We start from the raw sequence: 16436 nt of genomic DNA on the forward strand, positions 1-16436 counted from the left end.
TCGAATAATTTAGAATAATATAAAACACAATCATAAAACATGTTAGGATTTTTAGCCAAGATATTTGGGAGCAAATCAGAAAGAGATATTAAAGCATTACAGCCTTTAGTACAACAAATTAATGAAGAATACGCAAAACTTTCGTCTTTAAGTAACGACGAATTACGCCATAAAACTGTTGAGTTTAAAGCAACTATAGCTGATGCATTAGCCGATATAGATGCGAAAATTGCAGATACTAAGCTTAAAGCAGAATCACAAGATTTAGCATTACATGAAAAAACCGCTCTATACGATGAGGTGGATGCACTTGTTAAGGAACGCGATGTAGAATTAGAAAAAGTGTTGTTGCAAATTATGCCATCTGCTTTCGCAGTGGTAAAAGATACTTCTCGCCGTTTAAGCGAAAACGAACAATTAGAAGTTACCGCAACTCAATTTGATAGAGATTATGCAGCTCGCAAAAGCAATGTGAAAATTGTTGGCGATAAAGCTTATTGGGCTAACAAATGGGATGCATCTGGAACGGAAGTAGTTTGGAATATGGTTCACTACGATGTACAGTTGATAGGTGGTATGGTTTTAAATAGTGGCAAAATCGCCGAGATGGCAACTGGTGAGGGTAAAACCTTGGTAAGTACATTGCCTGCCTATTTAAATGCATTAGCTGGACAAGGTGTTCACATTGTAACAGTGAATGATTATTTAGCTCGTCGTGATAGTGAATGGAACGGACCATTATTTGAGTTCCACGGTCTAACTGTAGATTGTATAGATAAGCACGAGCCAAACTCACAAGAACGTAGAAATGCTTATTTAGCAGATATCACTTACGGAACAAACAACGAATTTGGTTTCGATTATTTACGTGATAACATGTCTCAAACGCCAGATCAATTGGTGCAGCGCAAATTGCACTTTGCCATGGTAGATGAGGTCGATTCAGTATTAATTGATGATGCTCGTACACCATTAATTATTTCAGGCCCAGTTCCTTTTGGAGATCAACACGAATTCCACGAGTTAAAACCACGTATCGAGCGTTTGGTAAATGCACAAAAAACGTATGTTTCATCAGCATTAAATGAAGCAAAAAAATTAATTAATGAGGGCAAAGTAGGAACTGAAGAGGGTGAAGGTGGTTTAGCATTATTACGTGCTCACCGTGGTTTGCCAAAAAGTAAAGCCTTAATTAAGTTTTTAAGTGAAGGAAGTGTTAGACAAACTTTATTGAAAACTGAAAATCATTATATGGCTGATCAGTCTAAGAATATGCCTAAGGTAGATTCGGAGCTGTTCTTCTATATTGATGAGAAAAATAACCAAGTTGAATTAACAGAAAAAGGTATTGAGTTAATTACTCAACAAGGTGAAGACCCTAACTTTTTCGTTTTACCAGATGTAGGTACAGCAATTGCTGAGATCGAAAAATCTGATTTAACTAGTGAACAAAAAATTGCTCAAAAAGATGCCTTGATGCGTGATTATTCTGTAAAAGCAGAGCGTATTCATTCAGTAAATCAGTTGTTAAAAGCTTATACTTTATTTGAAATTGATGTAGAGTATATCATCGATGAAGGTAAAATTAAAATTGTAGATGAGCAGACTGGTCGTATTATGGATGGTCGCCGTTACTCTGATGGTTTGCATCAAGCAATTGAGGCTAAAGAGAATGTTAAAGTAGAAGATGCTTCACAAACTTACGCAACAGTAACCTTGCAAAACTTCTTCCGTATGTACCACAAATTGTGCGGTATGACGGGTACAGCAACTACAGAAGCTGGCGAGTTTTGGTCAATTTATAAATTAGATGTGGTAGAAATTCCTACCAACCGCGTAATGGCTCGTAAAGATGAGCAGGATTATGTGTACCGTACTATTCGTGAAAAATATAATGCAGTTGCAGAAGAAATCGTAAAATTAACTGAAGCTGGTCGCCCTGTATTGGTAGGTACAACATCAGTTGAGATTTCTGAATTATTAAGTCGTATGCTTAAGCTTCGCGGAATAAAACACAATGTGTTAAATGCCAAAATGCACCAAAAAGAAGCAGATATTGTTGCAGAAGCTGGTCAGGCTGGAACGGTTACTATTGCAACAAACATGGCTGGTCGTGGTACAGATATTAAATTGGGCCCAGGCGTTAAAGAAGCTGGAGGTTTAGCAATTGTAGGTACAGAACGTCATGAATCTCGTCGTGTTGATAGACAGTTACGTGGTCGTGCTGGTCGTCAGGGAGATCCAGGAACTTCGCAATTCTTCGTATCATTAGAAGATAACTTAATGCGTTTATTTGGTTCGGAGCGTATTTCTAATATCATGGTGAAAATGGGAATTGAGGATGGAGAAGTAATTCAACATTCAATGATTACCAATTCGATCGAGCGAGCTCAGAAAAAAGTAGAAGAAAATAACTTCGGCGTTCGTAAACGTTTGTTAGAATATGATGATGTAATGAACTCACAACGTACAGTTATTTACGCTAAACGTCGCAATGCTTTATTTGGCGATCGCTTAGATGTAGATATGAACAACATGGTGTTTGATGTTGCTGAAGATATTGTAACAGAATACAAAGAGGAAGGTAATTACGAAGGTTTTAGATTAGAAGTAATTAAAAATTTCTCAGCAGATACTGCAATTTCAGAACAAGATTTTAATTCGAAAAATATCCATGCTTTAACGGATACATTATTCGAAGAGGTTACTGCTTTTTATGCTCGTAAATCTGAAGGAATTATCAATCAGTCTATGCAAGTGTTAAAACAAGTTTATGCAGAGCGAGGACAACAAATTGAACAAGTTGTGGTGCCATTTACAGATGGAATTAGACATATACAAGTTCCTGTTAACTTGCAAAAAGCAATTGATAACAACGGTCGTGAAGTAACAAAAGCATTCGAAAAAACCATTATTCTTGCTTTAATTGATGATAGTTGGAAAGAGCATTTACGTGAAATGGATGAGTTAAAACAGTCTGTACAAAATGCTGTCTATGAGCAAAAAGATCCATTAATTATTTATAAAATGGAAGCCTTCAACTTGTTCAAAAGCATGTTAAATGTGGTAAATAAAGAAGTTGTAAGTTTCTTATATAAGGGTGGTATTCCAGTTCAACAAGAGGTTGATGATGTTAGAGAAGCTCCAGCAGCTAAAAAACAACCAAAATTACAAACCACTAAACAAGAATATGGCTCAGAACAACCAGGTGTTGAATTTGGCGATACTCGTGAGTCAGTTCCACAACAACCAATTCGTAAGGAAGCTACAGTTGGTAGAAATGAGCCTTGTCCTTGTGGTAGTGGCAAAAAATATAAAAACTGCCATGGTGTAAACGGATAATTTGTAATACCAGATAAGAATGCCGAATTTTGTAAAAAGTTCGGCATTCTTTTTATACTACCTGCTCGTCATTCTAAGAAGATTGACAAAGCAATCTATCTTAATAACTATGATGAAAATTTATCTATCTATTATTTTTCTACTGTGCATTCAGTCTTCTTTTGCTCAGACTAAAGGCGAAGTTACGGTTGTTAAAGATCCTTTAATAGATAGCCTAATTGCAAAACGGATCGAGTTAAATAGAGCAAAACCAACAACTACTAATCCTACAAGCAAGGCAATAGTGTCTGATATGGGTTACAGAGTACAAGTTTTTTACGGTTCTGATCGGCGAGAAGCATTTAATGAACAAAGTAAATTTAAAGCACTTTTTCCTCAACACAGAACATACATTACGTATAAAGAACCTAATTATTATTTACGCGTAGGCGATTTTAGAACTCGAATGGATGCCCAACGTTTATTAAATGAGTTGAGACCAAATTTTCCCACACTATTTATTTTCAGAGAAAAAATAAATGCACCAGAACTAGATGATGTAAATAAATAGCCTAGCAAACAGATCTATGAAACAGAAGATACAAGAACTATCCGCTAAAATATATAACGACGTTGTTGGTTATCGCCATCATATTCATGCAAATCCAGAACTCTCTTTTAAAGAATTTCAAACTTCTTTGTTTATCAAAGAAAAGTTAACCAAATGGGGCATTGAATTTACCGATATGGCAAATACGGGAGTTGTTGGTTTAATCAAAGGCAAAATTCCGTCAGACAATATCATCGCCTTGCGTGCTGATATGGATGCTTTACCTATTCATGAAGCAAATGATAAGCCTTATCGTTCTAAAAATCAAGGTGTAATGCATGCATGCGGACATGATGTACATAGCTCCTCACTTTTAGGTACGGCCTATATTTTAAATCAATTGAAAGATGAGTTTGCAGGTACGATAAAACTAGTTTTTCAGCCAGCAGAAGAAGTTTTGCCAGGTGGTGCAAGCATCATGATAAAGGAAGGAGTGCTCGAAAATCCAAAGCCTCAAGCGATAGTTGGCCAACACGTTATGCCACTAATCGAAACTGGCAAAGTTGGTTTCCGTTCTGGTATTTACATGGCATCAACAGATGAATTGTATGTAACTGTTCATGGAAAAGGTGGTCATGGTGCACAACCACATCAAAATATAGATCCAGTTTTAATTACGGCTCACATCATCGTAGCATTACAGCAAATAGTTAGTCGTAATGCAGACCCTCGTTTACCTTCAGTACTTTCTTTTGGTAAAGTAAATGCGAATGGCGCAACTAACATCATTCCTAATGAGGTAAAATTAGAAGGAACCTTTAGAACGCTAAACGAAGATTGGAGAAATGAAGCGCATAAGCTGATGAAGAAAATGGCAGAAGGCATTGCAGAAAGCATGGGTGGAAGTTGTGAATTTACAATCATGCGTGGATATCCTTTTTTAATTAACGAAGAAAAGCTAACCGATAATGCTCGTACTTTTGCTGAAGATTATTTAGGCAAAGAAAACGTTATCGATTTGGATATTTGGATGGCAGCAGAAGATTTTGCCTATTATTCGCAAGTGACTGACGCATGTTTTTATCGTTTAGGAACAGGTAATGCCGAAAAGGGAACTACTTATTCAGTTCATACGCCAAACTTTGACATTGATGAAGATGCTTTAAAAACTTCAACAGGATTAATGGCCTATATTGCGCTAAAACAGCTTGGAAATTAATTAAGGACTTGCAATTTTAATAATTTATTAAAGGGGCAAGATTTTTGTATTTAACTCACTATGAAAAAAATAGTTCTATTATTAGCCTTATCTATTCTCTTTTTAAAAGCTAATAGTCAAGAAATTCCGCGTTTTAATCCAGATACCATCAAAACTATTCAATTAGATTCTGTAGTAGTAATTAAAGCGCAGCGTTTAAATGTAGAACGATTTATCAATGCAATTATCAACGATACTAGTTTTTATCAGGCATTTCGCAATATGAAAAAGTATACTTTCATAGCCGAAAATAGAATTTACACTTATGATAAAAATAACAAAGTTGATGGGAAGGTATATCGGAAAATCAGGCATAATAACGATGGCCCTTACAAAATGGAATATTTGGTAAAGGAAGATAACGGTAAGATTTACAAGAAGAATGGTAAATACCAATTGTATACGGTAGAAATGTTTGATTACATTTTCATGAATGCCTACAACACAGATTTTGTACCGAATGCACCTAGTAGTGATGGTAAAGGTGGCTCGAATGAAAGTTATAAGGATAAATTAAAAACATTAATTTTCAATCCTGGTCGACCAATTAAGGGATTGCCATTTATAGGAAGTAAAACTCAAATATTTACTGCCAATATGCGTCAGTATTATGATTATACTTTTTATAGCGGCACTTATTTAGATTCAATTCCTGTATACCGATTTAAAATTTCTGTAAAACCAGATTTAAGTAGCTGGACAAAAGATGGCTTAATGATTAAAGAATTGGTAACCATTTTTGATAAAAGAAATTTCGAGATATTGGGTCGTTATGTCGACATGAAATACAGTAATATGTTGTTTGATTTCGATGTGCAAATGAATATCGAAATGAGCTATTTTGATGAAGTTAAACTGCCTACCAAAATTACCTATCAAGGTAACTGGGATTATCCTTTTAAGAAAGAAGAAAGAGCTAGTTTCTTAGTTGTGCACAAAGATTATAAATTAGCCAGAGGCAAATAAACGAGGTACTTAAATATTGGATTGTTAAAATGCTAATTACAGTTCTAACAATTTAATTATCTTTAACTCTCAAAACCCTCATTTATGCAATCACTTTATCGCACTAAAACAAAGTTGTTATTAGCCATTGCGCTATTTTCAACTAGTAGCTTACATGCTCAAATCTTAACCTCCAAGCAAATAGATAGCGTAGCTGAAAAAACGCTAAGTACATTCAATGTACCTGGAATTGCAGTTGCTGTTATTAAAGATGGAAAAGTTATTCATGCTAAAGGTTACGGTGTTCGTTCGATCAAAACAAATTTAAAAGTTGATGAAAACACGCTTTTTGGAGTGGCATCAAACACTAAAGCATTTACAGCTGCGGCTTTAGGTATGTTGATTGATGAGAAAAAATTAACATGGGATACGAAGGTAATAGATGTTATCCCTGAATTTAAAATGTACGACCCTTACGTAACCAGCGAATTTACAGTAAGAGATTTGTTAACGCACCGTAGTGGTTTGGGTTTAGGTGCAGGCGATTTAATGATTTGGCCAGATTCATCAACAGTAGATAAAAAACAATTGATTCATAATCTTCGCTACTTGAAGCCTGTTTCTTCTTTCCGCACAAAATACGATTATGATAATTTAATGTATATCGTAGCTGGTGATGTTGTGGCAAGAGTTTCTGGAATGACCTATGAAGATTTTATAGAAAGCAGAATTATAAAACCTTTGGGCATGTCAAAAACTGCAGCATCGTGGTATCGCTTAAAAGATAAATCTAATGTAATTGATGGTCATGCACCTTATGAAGACAAATTATTACCAGTTGGGTTAAGTTTTGGTGAAATAGCTAATGCTGCTGGCGGAATTTATTCAAGTGTAACTGATATGAGTAAATGGGTTATTGCGATGATTAATGGAGGTAAATACGGCGATAACTTAGATAAAAAATTATTTAGTCCTGCGGTAGCTCGAGAACTTTGGACGCCACAAACGATTATTGCTGGTGGTAACCCGAGTAGTTTTAGTAGCTATGGATTAGGCTGGTTTTTGAGCTCGGTAAATGGAAAATTTCAAGCAACACATACTGGCGGTTTATCCGGAATAGTTACTCAGGTTACTATTTTACCAGAACTTAAATTAGGGATTATCGTTTTGACTAATCAGCAATCTGGTGCTGCATTTAATTCTATAACCAACTCTATAAAAGATGGTTACTTAGATATTAAAGGCATGAATAGAATTAAAACGTATAATGATAATAGATTAAGAAACGAGAAAGAAGCAAAGGAAATTGTCGATAAAATTTGGGCAGATATAGCGACAGCACAAAAAGCTAATAATGCAAAACCTGAGATTAAAAATTACTTGGGTACATTTAAAGATGCATGGTTTGGAGAAGTGACCATTAGCGAAGTAAATGGCAAAATGCATTTTCAAGCAAAAAATTCACCAAAATTAAGAGGCGATATGACTTATTATAAAGGCAATACGTTTATAGTAAAATGGTACGATAGGAGTTTAGATGCAGATGCTTTTGTAAACTTTAGTTTGAACAATAATGCAACGGCGGATGGATTTAAATTAGAAGCAATTTCTCCACTAACAGATTTTAGCTTTGATTTTCAAGATTTAGATTTTAAAATAATCAAATAAGACAATGAATAAATACATTAAATCAGCAAGTACAGTAGCACTAATTGCTATTTTATTTTTATCAATGGCGATGAAAGCTAAACCTAAAAAAGTAATTTTCTTTGGCGATTCAATTACACAAGCAGGAGTTCAAGGTAATGGTTATATCAACTTATTAAAAAAGACTCTAGATCCAAATCAATATGAGTTAATTGGAGCTGGTATTGGTGGAAATAAAGTTTATGATCTTTACTTAAGATTGGAAGATGATGTGCTAAATAAAAAGCCTGATTTGGTTATTATATATGTAGGTATAAATGATGTTTGGCATAAGTTAGGAGCGCATACAGGAACCGATTATGATAAATATTTAAAGTTCTATCAAGCCCTAATTAATAAAATTCAAGCGAACGGAAGTAAGATTGTAATGTGCACACCTTCAGTTATTGGCGAAAAGAAAAACGATGCAAACGAAGTGGATGCGGATTTAAATAAATATGCTGCTGGCATTAGAGAATTAGCTGCAAAAAATAATATTCCACTTTGCGATTTAAGAAAAGCTTTTACAGCATACGAAGAAAAGAACAATACTGCCGATATAGAAAAGGGCGTTTTAACTGTCGATAAAGTACACTTAAATGATGTAGGTAATCAATTAGTTGCCGATACCATGTTGCCTTTTATAAAATAATGTTACAAGTTATAGGGTATGATTACAAGTCTGTTTCATGCCCTTAGCACGCACTTGTAACCCATAACTACTATGATAAACCGCGAAACGATAGACAAAATAATGGATACTGCCAGAATAGAAGAGGTAGTAGGCGATTTTGTACATTTAAAAAAACGTGGGACAAGTTTAATTGGTAATTGCCCTTTTCATGGGGAAAAAACACCATCATTTCATGTTTCGGTAACCAAAGGAATTTATAAATGCTTTGGTTGTGGTAAAGGCGGAGACTCCGTTCGCTTTATTATGGAGCATGAGAAATACTCCTATCCAGAAGCACTTAAGTTTTTAGCTCAAAAATACAACATCGAGGTTGAAGAAACCGTTGAAACTGTACAAGACCTGGAGGCCCAAAACGCGAAAGAAAGCTTATACATTGTCTCGCAATTTGCGGCTACTTTTTTTGAAGATCAATTATGGAATAATTCAGAAGGTAAGGCAATTGGATTAAGTTATTTTAAAGAGCGTGGCTTTAGAGAAGATATCATCAAGAAGTTTAACCTAGGCTATTCGCCAGATGTTTGGGATGCACTAACTCAAGATGCTGTTAAAAATAAACATGCAGAAGAATACTTAGAAAAAACAGGTTTATCTATCAGAAATGATAAAGGTAAATTGTACGATAGGTTTAGAGGAAGAGTAATGTTCCCCATCCACAATTTTACAGGTAGGGTAATAGGTTTTGGCGGACGAACGTTAAAAACTGATAAAAATGTTCCGAAATATGTAAATTCTCCAGAAAGTGAAATATATCATAAATCAAACGTACTGTATGGGCTTTTTCACGCTAAAAAAGCAATTAGAGATTTAGATAATTGTTATTTGGTAGAAGGTTATGCAGATGTACTTTCTGTGCATCAGGCTTATATAGAAAATGTAGTTGCCTCTTCAGGAACGTCTTTAACAATTGAGCAAATACGTTTAATTGGTCGTTTTACACAAAATGTAACTATTCTTTATGATGGAGATGCAGCAGGTATAAAAGCATCTTTACGTGGATTGGATATGATTTTGGAGGAAGGATTAAATGTAAAAGTGGTTTCTTTCCCTGCTGGAGATGATCCTGATTCCTATATGCACAAAGTTGGTGCGGGTGAGTTTAAAACGTATATAGAAAATAATCGTCAAGATTTTATTCTGTATAAGGCAAATATTCTTTTAGCAGAGGCTGGTAATGATCCGATAAAAAGAGCTGGAATTATTAGAGATATTGTAGAAAGTATCGCTAAAATCCCCGATAATATTAAAGCATCAGTTTTTATTCGTGAGTGCAGTAGTTTGTTGGCCATTGAAGAGCGAGTTTTGTTAAGTGAATTGAACACAATGCGAGCTGCGAAGTTCAAAAAGGCATCATCTCCGCAAGCAAGACCAGCTCAATATGAAGATATGCCACCAGCAGATCTGATGGCGGATAATGAACCTCAGGTAACGGCTACTGCTACAACAAATGACGACCTGCAAGAACAAGAAATTGTACGTTTATTATTAGCTTTTGGACATGAATTAGTCAGTTGGGATAAGATAGATAACATGTACATTGGCTCTTTTATCATGCAAAATTTAACAGATGTTACATTTGAAAACGCACTTTGTAAAAAAATTATCGACCATTATAGAACTGAAATTGAAAATGGACAATTACCAACTGCAAATCAGTTTATAAAAAGTGAGGATAGAGAAGTTGCTGATTTAGCCATTACACTTTCTACTTCGCCATACACGTTAAGCGAAAATTGGTATAACAAACATAATATATACGTTCGTGATGAGACCATAAACCTAAAAGCAACCATTTTAGGGGGATTATATCATCTTAAAAAGAGAAAAGTAGATCGAATTTTATTAGACTTATTAAAAGAAATAAAAATGGAAAGCGATGCTGCTAATCAAGAAATTTTGATGCAACGTTATGCTTTTATTAAAAATGTAGAAAAGGAAATTTCTAGATTTCTAGGTTCTGTAATTGTAAAATAATGGCAACTCATAATGATTTAGGTGTTAAAGGAGAAACCATTGCAAAAGAATATCTAGAAAAAATCGGCTACGAGATTTTAGATGTAAATTGGGTTCATGGAAAAGCAGAAGTAGATTTGGTGGCATATTTAAACAGACAAATCATTTTTGTAGAAGTAAAAACCCGGAGCTCAGTAGCTTTTGGTTTCCCCGAAGATTTTGTAAGCAATGCCAAGCAAAAGCAACTAGAATTAGCCGCAAATGAATATATAGAATTGATGAATCATCAAGACGAAATACGTTTTGATATAATCTCTGTTCTTTTTGATAAACAAAATAACCACACTATAAAACATATTGAAGATGCATTCTGGCCAGAAGATTAGTCAAATCAAAAACTTATTATCTATTGCAATCATTGTCACTTTTTTAAGCGCTTGTAAAAATTCATCGACTTATCGAAGCTTTATTTCTCCAGAAGTTGGGCAAAATGTTTCTTCGGGAAGTGAATTTGAAGTTAAAATTCTATTTGGTAAAGAGAAAAAAGTAGATTCTGTAGTGTACGTTATAGATACTGTAAAAGTTGCTTCAAAAACAGACACTACAGTCATCAAGTTGAAAACGGAAGGTTTAAAATTGGGTAGCCATTTGTTAACGGCTAAGATTTACGGTGAAGGAGACCCTGAAGAGCTAACTGCAAATATTAATATTTTAGCGGCTAAAGCTCCAATAACATATACTTACAAAATAGTTAAGACTTTACCACACGATACCTCATCTTATGTAGAGGGTTTAGAATATCACGATGGTTTCTTTTATGAAAGTGCTGGAGATTATGGGCATTCTAGTCTACGTAAAGTAGAACCATCTACCGGAAAAGTTTTGCAATTTACACCTGTAGATAAGAAATATTTCGCAGAAGGGATTACGGTAATAGGCGATAAAATTATCCAGCTTACCTATCAGGAAAAAACAGGTTTTGTATATGATAAGGCAACATTGAGAAAGATTTCAGAATTTTCTTACACTACAGGAAGAGAAGGTTGGGGTTTAGCTTTTGATGGCCAAAAAGTATTGAATACAGATGGTTCTAATACTATTTTCTTTTTAGATCCAAATAAGTACAATAAAATCGGATCAATAGATGTTTACGACAATAAAGGTCCAATTGAAAAGCTAAATGAACTTGAGTTTATAGATGGTAAGATTTATTCGAATGTTTATACTACCAATACTATTTTAATCATTAACCCAGAAAATGGCGCAGTTGAAGGAAAAATAGATTTAACTGGTATTTTCCCTTTAGATTATTTTAAAACTGATTATGAAAAAGGGAATAATGTACTAAACGGCATTGCTTGGGATTCTAAAGGAAAGCGACTGTTTGTAACAGGTAAAAAGTGGCCAAAAATATTTGAGATAAAATTGGTTGAAATTCCGACGAAATAGTGTTAATCTTTAGTTTTGTTTTCTCTTAAATATCCACTGTACATAATCGACTGCTTATTGTTGCTAATTACGGTTAAAGTGGCATAACCATTAGTGCTTATTGCAAATGACATGCTCACATTGTCTTTTACATCTTTTGTATTAATGCTTACATCCCAACCACCTTTTTTAGTTTTTGTAGCATTATATGTGAATTTTTTAGCTGTAAACTTATATCCATTTTCATCAGGATTCATAGAAGCCGAATACGATCTTCCATAGTAAGGCAAATAAGAAACTATGCTATCTTTAGTAATACGTACATCATAGGAACTTCCATTAAGGTTAATACTTCCTCCGCTAGTGTTGCCAGGCATTTTCCGCAATACATCATTAATAGCTGCACTATTTGTAGGCATGGCTGAAGTAGCAACGAAGGTGTAATTTTTTTCTTCAACAATTCTTAAAGTTGTTGCTTTATCTGTTTGTGCACTAGCTTTAAAGCTAATAAATGCCAAAATTGCAAGTGCTATTGTTTTAATCGTTTTCATAGCAATAAATCTATATATCAATTAAACAAAATAATGAGGTGAAAGTTTAATTGAAAACGACAACTAAAAGTGATTAGTATAAATACACTAGACAATAAGAATGATCAAGGAGAGAAAATTGCAACCCTCCCTGACCAACCTTAAAACTATGATATAGTAGCTGTTAGCACAGTTCCGGTAATAGAAGTGGCATAAACTTTTAATGCTGTTGTTGCGCCTCCATCGTTAGGTTGTGCAAGTACCGCTCCTGATGAACTATATTGAGAACTATGTAAACTACATTGAATAAGATTGCTGGCTTGTACCCAATTTAATGTACCCCCTTGGTGAGGGCAAACAGCTTGTGTGGCTACAAAAGATGAAGTTGAGTTTCCAGCAGCAAGACGAACAAATAACACGCCTCCTGTAGAAACAAAAGAGCCTACAGACGTTAATTGTGAGTTTAAGTCTACATTAACTTTAGTTCCAACAGTGCCACCACCGCCGCCTCCGCCACCTCCTCCAGGTGTTGGACTAGGGTCATTTGATTTACTTCCGCCGCAGCTAGAAAGGCAACTTCCTGTGCATATCAAGGCCACACCAAGCCCTAAGGATTTGATAAATTCATTACGTTCCATAATTTTCTTTTTTAGTAAATGGTTGATTTAGTATCTGGATTCTTGTTTTTGAATAAGCTGAAGTTCCTAGAGATGGTGAACCCAAAACGTACACCACCATCAGTCCATGATTTTCTGGTATTTCCGATATAATTATTTTCTACAATATATTCTGAATTCATGAAATTGAGGGAGAAAATATGACCACCAGTTTCAATTTCTAATCCTACACCGAGGGGGTTATAAAATACAATGGGTAAATCTTTAGGCCTCGATAAACCATTAACAAGCGTATAATCTGCTACAAAGGAGAGACGTTTGGTTAGCTTTATTCTTCCAGCGAAGCCAAGTGAAAATAAATTTTTAGGATCATCTGGGCCTGTTGTTACTGAACGAATTAATAAGGTAGGCATCGCTTGCAGCGACAATCTCGATGAAAATTTCCGAGAAAAAATAGGTTGAATAAGATAAGTTAATCTATCAGAATAGTTATCGAATTCATTTGTCGCAAACGGCTCTCTTGCCACCAGACCAATTTGTGCTAGAAAGGTGAGGTTAATCGGCATACCTCCATCGCTTTTTTGTTGAAGCAATTTCTGTTTTACATATAAATCATAAAGTTCATCATGTTTACTTCTTCCAAACCCAATGGTTAATTTATCAGTAATGCCATAATCTAATCCAATAAATAGATCTGTAGCAACATCTAAACCGTATAAAGTATGCGCACTACCAAATTGTCCACCAATATCTCCAAAATGATGGCGAATTCGAAGATCCAAATCATGCTTTTTTTGTGTTTCTGTAGAATGCGATAAAACAACATGCGTTGATTTAAAAGTTGCTTCTACTTTATTAAACTTAGATGTGCTACCTAAGGTATTAAGTAGCGAATCTGCTTGTTGCGCACTCGCTCTTAAAGCGATGACAATTAAGATTAGAAACAAATAAATAAATAGTTTAGGCTTATTCATAATTACTTATTTAGAGGGTTTAATGTGCCTTGAAAGGTTACTTTTATAGTCTCAGCAATTTTGGTAAAAACTATACTAGGAATTTTAATTTCATGTGCAGCACAGACTACTTCGAAGGTTGAACTTAATGTCGGAATTCCATTTTTAATGATAATTCTTCCAGCAATTGTTCTAGACTTATCTACACCATGAACCGTAAGTACACCTTTGGCAAAAACTGGATATTCACCATCTTTTTTCCAATCTACTTTTGGCTCAATTATTCCTTTAAACTTAGCTGCAGGATATTTTTCGCTTTCCATGTAGTTTTCATTAAAATGTTCCTGCATCATTTTCTTATCAAATTCTAAACTTTTAATGGGAATTTGGATTGCTAATTCTTGATTTTGTACCACCAACACTGCCGTTCCTGCATTACTAACTGCTTTAATATCTTCTACCGGAGTAGATGAAAAAATGCTAGTTTTAACGTTTTTACCAACGTAAGTTTGTGCGCTCGCAGAAATTATGAATGCGAAATAAAGCAGCAACAACAAAATCAGACTATTATTTTTTATTGAAATCATAACGTAGTTTTAATGATACACCACTAGATTTTAAAGGCACATTTCCTTCTCCAATTCCTGTTAAAGGAATTTTAACATAAGGTTCAATACCAAAACCTAATTTTTTATTTAATTTAATATTGTAGGTAGCGGATAAATCTATTACACTTAAAAAGTGCTGATTCTCATTTGTTTTTTCAGTAATTCTATCTTTTCGGCCAGATGCCGCAGTATATTTAAAAACATAATCTTCTTTTAACATCAAATAGCTAGACAAACCTGCGTTAAGATCAATGCTATTTTTCTGATGATTTGCTACAGTGTAAGATGCTCTTAATGGAATTTCTAAAACCTTACAAGCTGCATTAATTTGTGTAATAGTGGCTGCTACTGCAGGATTATTAAATGTATAATTATAGTTGTTTGCAGTATAATTTTTAGAGCCGTAGATGATACCAGTTTGTACACTCAATTTTTTTGTTAAACCTACGCCAACCCCAATTCCAAAAGCTAATCCGCTTTTGCCACCAACAAGAGCGTTTGTAGAACTAAAATCTGGTCCCACGCTTATTGCTAGACTAATAGGGATTTTACGTTTAACTTTAATATCTCTTATAGTTTTAGTGTTATTCGCATTCTCCTCTAGAGTTTTGGTCTCTGTAGCAGCAGTTTGTGCAATTATGTTTTCTTGTTTGCTAGTTAGTGGTTGTAGTGGAGTAAAAACATCTTTAGCATTTACAGCTACTACATCTTTTTGTATAGCAGAACTATCAACGGGTTTAATAATTACATTTTGTGAAATTAATGGAGTAGATTCTTTTTCTTTTTTGAAATGTAATGGTATTGTAGGATTAGCATATTTCACATAATTGCTCGTTTCGTCAATAGCATTACTTTGATTTTTAGCAATTCCTGTTTCATTTTTTGCTATTGGATCTGGTTTGCTGTCTAAATCTTCAGGTTTTTTAGTTTCATGGTTTTTTACAGCAATTGCATCGTTTTTAATTTCAGTTTTACGATTAGTTAAATAAAATCCCAACCCAAAAGAAAGAAAAAGTAATATGATGCTAGCATTTCTATAAAATACCAATCGATCTCTTTTTCGTAACTTCTTCTCCATCTTCAACCATGATTCTTCCTCAAACTCAGGATACTCTTCAGTTATCCTAGTTTTAAAGGCTTGATCAAAGTCTTCATCATTCAACTCTTTCATTTCTTAATAATTAATTTTTTGTTTGCTGGGCTCAGGTGCTTCAGCTATCATTTTTTTTAAATTTTCTCTAGCTTTAAATAAGTTAGATTTTGAAGTACCCACAGAGATCGAAAGCATACTCGAAATTTCTTCATGTGAATAGCCATCTATTGCGAATAAATTAAAAACCGTTCTGTAAGCATAAGATAGTTTTTGAACTAACTTAATGAGATCATTATAATGTAAATGGGAGAGAATGTTTTCACTATCTTCCACTTCATGTTTATCGTTTAGTTCTTCCATTTCTAATTTTTTTATTCGGCTTCTGTAATAATCAATTGATGTATTGATCATGATTGTACTTAACCAGGCTTTAAAAGAACGCTCCTTATCATATCGATGGATATTCATAAAAACCTTCATAAAACCATCGTTTACCATTTCAACAGCTTCATCTTTATTTTTCGAGTAACGCAAACAAATCCTCATGGCATACCCATAATAAAGCCGATAAAGTTCTTTCTGACTTCGTCGATCTTTTTTTATACAGCCATTAATTAGTTCAGGTGTCAACAAAATAATTTCAGTCTAGATTTGTTCAGTTATAAGTAGTTACGGCGGTTAATTCTTAAAGGTTGCCTATGCTTAAGAAATTTATGAATAAAAATTATCGTATAAAGAAAAATCGCCATTTAATTGATTATTTCAACTAAATGGCGATTAAAATCTTGGAACTAGCCCCAATG

The 16436-nt window shown here is 34.3% G+C and carries 15 protein-coding genes; 9 read left to right on the plus strand and 6 right to left on the minus strand.

Annotated elements, in window-relative coordinates:
* The first annotated feature begins 39 nt into the window (after window positions 1-39).
* The 9 genes from secA to HQN85_RS09275 all read left to right on the plus strand — a co-directional run bounded on the left by secA (window position 40) and on the right by HQN85_RS09275 (window position 11853).
* The gene (gene secA, locus HQN85_RS09235) at window positions 40-3342 is read left to right on the plus strand and encodes a preprotein translocase subunit SecA (protein WP_173271481.1); all 3303 of its coding nucleotides are present in this window, start codon (window positions 40-42) and stop codon (window positions 3340-3342) included.
* Window positions 3343-3451: 109 nt separating this feature from the next.
* Window positions 3452-3892 carry an SPOR domain-containing protein gene (locus HQN85_RS09240; RefSeq protein WP_173271483.1) on the plus strand — a complete coding sequence of 147 codons (441 nt, stop codon included), beginning with the start codon at window positions 3452-3454 and terminating at the stop codon, window positions 3890-3892.
* Between the two features lie 16 nt (window positions 3893-3908).
* Window positions 3909-5090 carry a M20 metallopeptidase family protein gene (locus tag HQN85_RS09245; protein ID WP_173271485.1) on the plus strand — a complete coding sequence of 394 codons (1182 nt, stop codon included), beginning with the start codon at window positions 3909-3911 and terminating at the stop codon, window positions 5088-5090.
* Window positions 5091-5150: 60 nt separating this feature from the next.
* A complete protein-coding gene (locus tag HQN85_RS09250) occupies window positions 5151-6095 on the plus strand; it encodes a hypothetical protein (protein ID WP_173271487.1) in 945 nt (314 codons plus the stop codon).
* Between the two features lie 84 nt (window positions 6096-6179).
* Window positions 6180-7742 carry a serine hydrolase gene (locus HQN85_RS09255; RefSeq protein ID WP_173271489.1) on the plus strand — a complete coding sequence of 521 codons (1563 nt, stop codon included), beginning with the start codon at window positions 6180-6182 and terminating at the stop codon, window positions 7740-7742.
* Between the two features lie 4 nt (window positions 7743-7746).
* Window positions 7747-8412 (plus strand): SGNH/GDSL hydrolase family protein, encoded by a 666-nt coding sequence (locus tag HQN85_RS09260; RefSeq protein ID WP_173271491.1) that lies wholly within the window; start codon window positions 7747-7749, stop codon window positions 8410-8412.
* Window positions 8413-8484: 72 nt separating this feature from the next.
* Complete coding sequence (dnaG, locus tag HQN85_RS09265) at window positions 8485-10425, plus strand: DNA primase (protein ID WP_173271493.1); 1941 nt, start codon at window positions 8485-8487, stop codon at window positions 10423-10425.
* A complete protein-coding gene (locus tag HQN85_RS09270; protein ID WP_173271495.1) occupies window positions 10425-10790 on the plus strand; it encodes a YraN family protein in 366 nt (121 codons plus the stop codon). The genes dnaG and HQN85_RS09270 overlap by 1 nt, the downstream gene beginning before the upstream one ends.
* Window positions 10768-11853 carry a glutaminyl-peptide cyclotransferase gene (locus HQN85_RS09275; RefSeq protein ID WP_173271497.1) on the plus strand — a complete coding sequence of 362 codons (1086 nt, stop codon included), beginning with the start codon at window positions 10768-10770 and terminating at the stop codon, window positions 11851-11853. The genes HQN85_RS09270 and HQN85_RS09275 overlap by 23 nt, the downstream gene beginning before the upstream one ends.
* A gap of 2 nt (window positions 11854-11855) precedes the next feature.
* Here HQN85_RS09275 and HQN85_RS09280 read toward each other — a convergent pair whose 3' ends face one another.
* The 6 genes from HQN85_RS09280 to HQN85_RS09305 form a co-directional block, all read right to left on the minus strand.
* Window positions 11856-12383, minus strand: a complete 528-nt coding sequence (locus HQN85_RS09280; protein ID WP_173271499.1) for a DUF4251 domain-containing protein — start codon at window positions 12381-12383, stop codon at window positions 11856-11858.
* Between the two features lie 146 nt (window positions 12384-12529).
* Window positions 12530-13000 carry a Rieske 2Fe-2S domain-containing protein gene (locus HQN85_RS09285; protein ID WP_173271501.1) on the minus strand — a complete coding sequence of 157 codons (471 nt, stop codon included), beginning with the start codon at window positions 12998-13000 and terminating at the stop codon, window positions 12530-12532.
* Window positions 13001-13011: 11 nt separating this feature from the next.
* Window positions 13012-13953: a DUF5777 family beta-barrel protein gene (locus tag HQN85_RS09290; RefSeq protein WP_173271503.1), complete on the minus strand. Its 942-nt coding sequence runs from the start codon at window positions 13951-13953 to the stop codon at window positions 13012-13014.
* A 2-nt stretch (window positions 13954-13955) separates the two neighbouring features.
* Window positions 13956-14519 (minus strand): YceI family protein, encoded by a 564-nt coding sequence (locus HQN85_RS09295; RefSeq protein WP_173271505.1) that lies wholly within the window; start codon window positions 14517-14519, stop codon window positions 13956-13958.
* A complete protein-coding gene (locus tag HQN85_RS09300; protein WP_173271507.1) occupies window positions 14500-15711 on the minus strand; it encodes an outer membrane beta-barrel protein in 1212 nt (403 codons plus the stop codon). The genes HQN85_RS09295 and HQN85_RS09300 overlap by 20 nt, the downstream gene beginning before the upstream one ends.
* Window positions 15712-15714: 3 nt before the next feature.
* Window positions 15715-16266: an RNA polymerase sigma factor gene (locus HQN85_RS09305; RefSeq protein ID WP_317170032.1), complete on the minus strand. Its 552-nt coding sequence runs from the start codon at window positions 16264-16266 to the stop codon at window positions 15715-15717.
* Window positions 16267-16436 lie beyond the last annotated feature (170 nt).

It is taken from the genome of Pedobacter boryungensis, assembly GCF_013204825.1.
Classification (GTDB): domain Bacteria; phylum Bacteroidota; class Bacteroidia; order Sphingobacteriales; family Sphingobacteriaceae; genus Pedobacter; species Pedobacter boryungensis.

Excerpts from the sequence above, each read along its gene's own strand:
- HQN85_RS09280 (WP_173271499.1), bottom strand. The coding sequence starts at position 12,383 with ATGAAAACGATTAAAACAATAGCACTTGCAATTTTGGCATTTATTAGC.
- secA (WP_173271481.1), top strand. The coding sequence starts at position 40 with ATGTTAGGATTTTTAGCCAAGATATTTGGGAGCAAATCAGAAAGAGAT.
- HQN85_RS09245 (WP_173271485.1), top strand. The coding sequence starts at position 3,909 with ATGAAACAGAAGATACAAGAACTATCCGCTAAAATATATAACGACGTT.
- HQN85_RS09250 (WP_173271487.1), top strand. The coding sequence starts at position 5,151 with ATGAAAAAAATAGTTCTATTATTAGCCTTATCTATTCTCTTTTTAAAA.
- HQN85_RS09255 (WP_173271489.1), top strand. The coding sequence starts at position 6,180 with ATGCAATCACTTTATCGCACTAAAACAAAGTTGTTATTAGCCATTGCG.
- dnaG (WP_173271493.1), top strand. The coding sequence starts at position 8,485 with ATGATAAACCGCGAAACGATAGACAAAATAATGGATACTGCCAGAATA.
- HQN85_RS09260 (WP_173271491.1), top strand. The coding sequence starts at position 7,747 with ATGAATAAATACATTAAATCAGCAAGTACAGTAGCACTAATTGCTATT.
- HQN85_RS09290 (WP_173271503.1), bottom strand. The coding sequence starts at position 13,953 with ATGAATAAGCCTAAACTATTTATTTATTTGTTTCTAATCTTAATTGTC.
- HQN85_RS09270 (WP_173271495.1), top strand. The coding sequence starts at position 10,425 with ATGGCAACTCATAATGATTTAGGTGTTAAAGGAGAAACCATTGCAAAA.
- HQN85_RS09295 (WP_173271505.1), bottom strand. The coding sequence starts at position 14,519 with ATGATTTCAATAAAAAATAATAGTCTGATTTTGTTGTTGCTGCTTTAT.
- HQN85_RS09240 (WP_173271483.1), top strand. The coding sequence starts at position 3,452 with ATGATGAAAATTTATCTATCTATTATTTTTCTACTGTGCATTCAGTCT.
- HQN85_RS09275 (WP_173271497.1), top strand. The coding sequence starts at position 10,768 with ATGCATTCTGGCCAGAAGATTAGTCAAATCAAAAACTTATTATCTATT.
- HQN85_RS09285 (WP_173271501.1), bottom strand. The coding sequence starts at position 13,000 with ATGGAACGTAATGAATTTATCAAATCCTTAGGGCTTGGTGTGGCCTTG.
- HQN85_RS09300 (WP_173271507.1), bottom strand. The coding sequence starts at position 15,711 with ATGAAAGAGTTGAATGATGAAGACTTTGATCAAGCCTTTAAAACTAGG.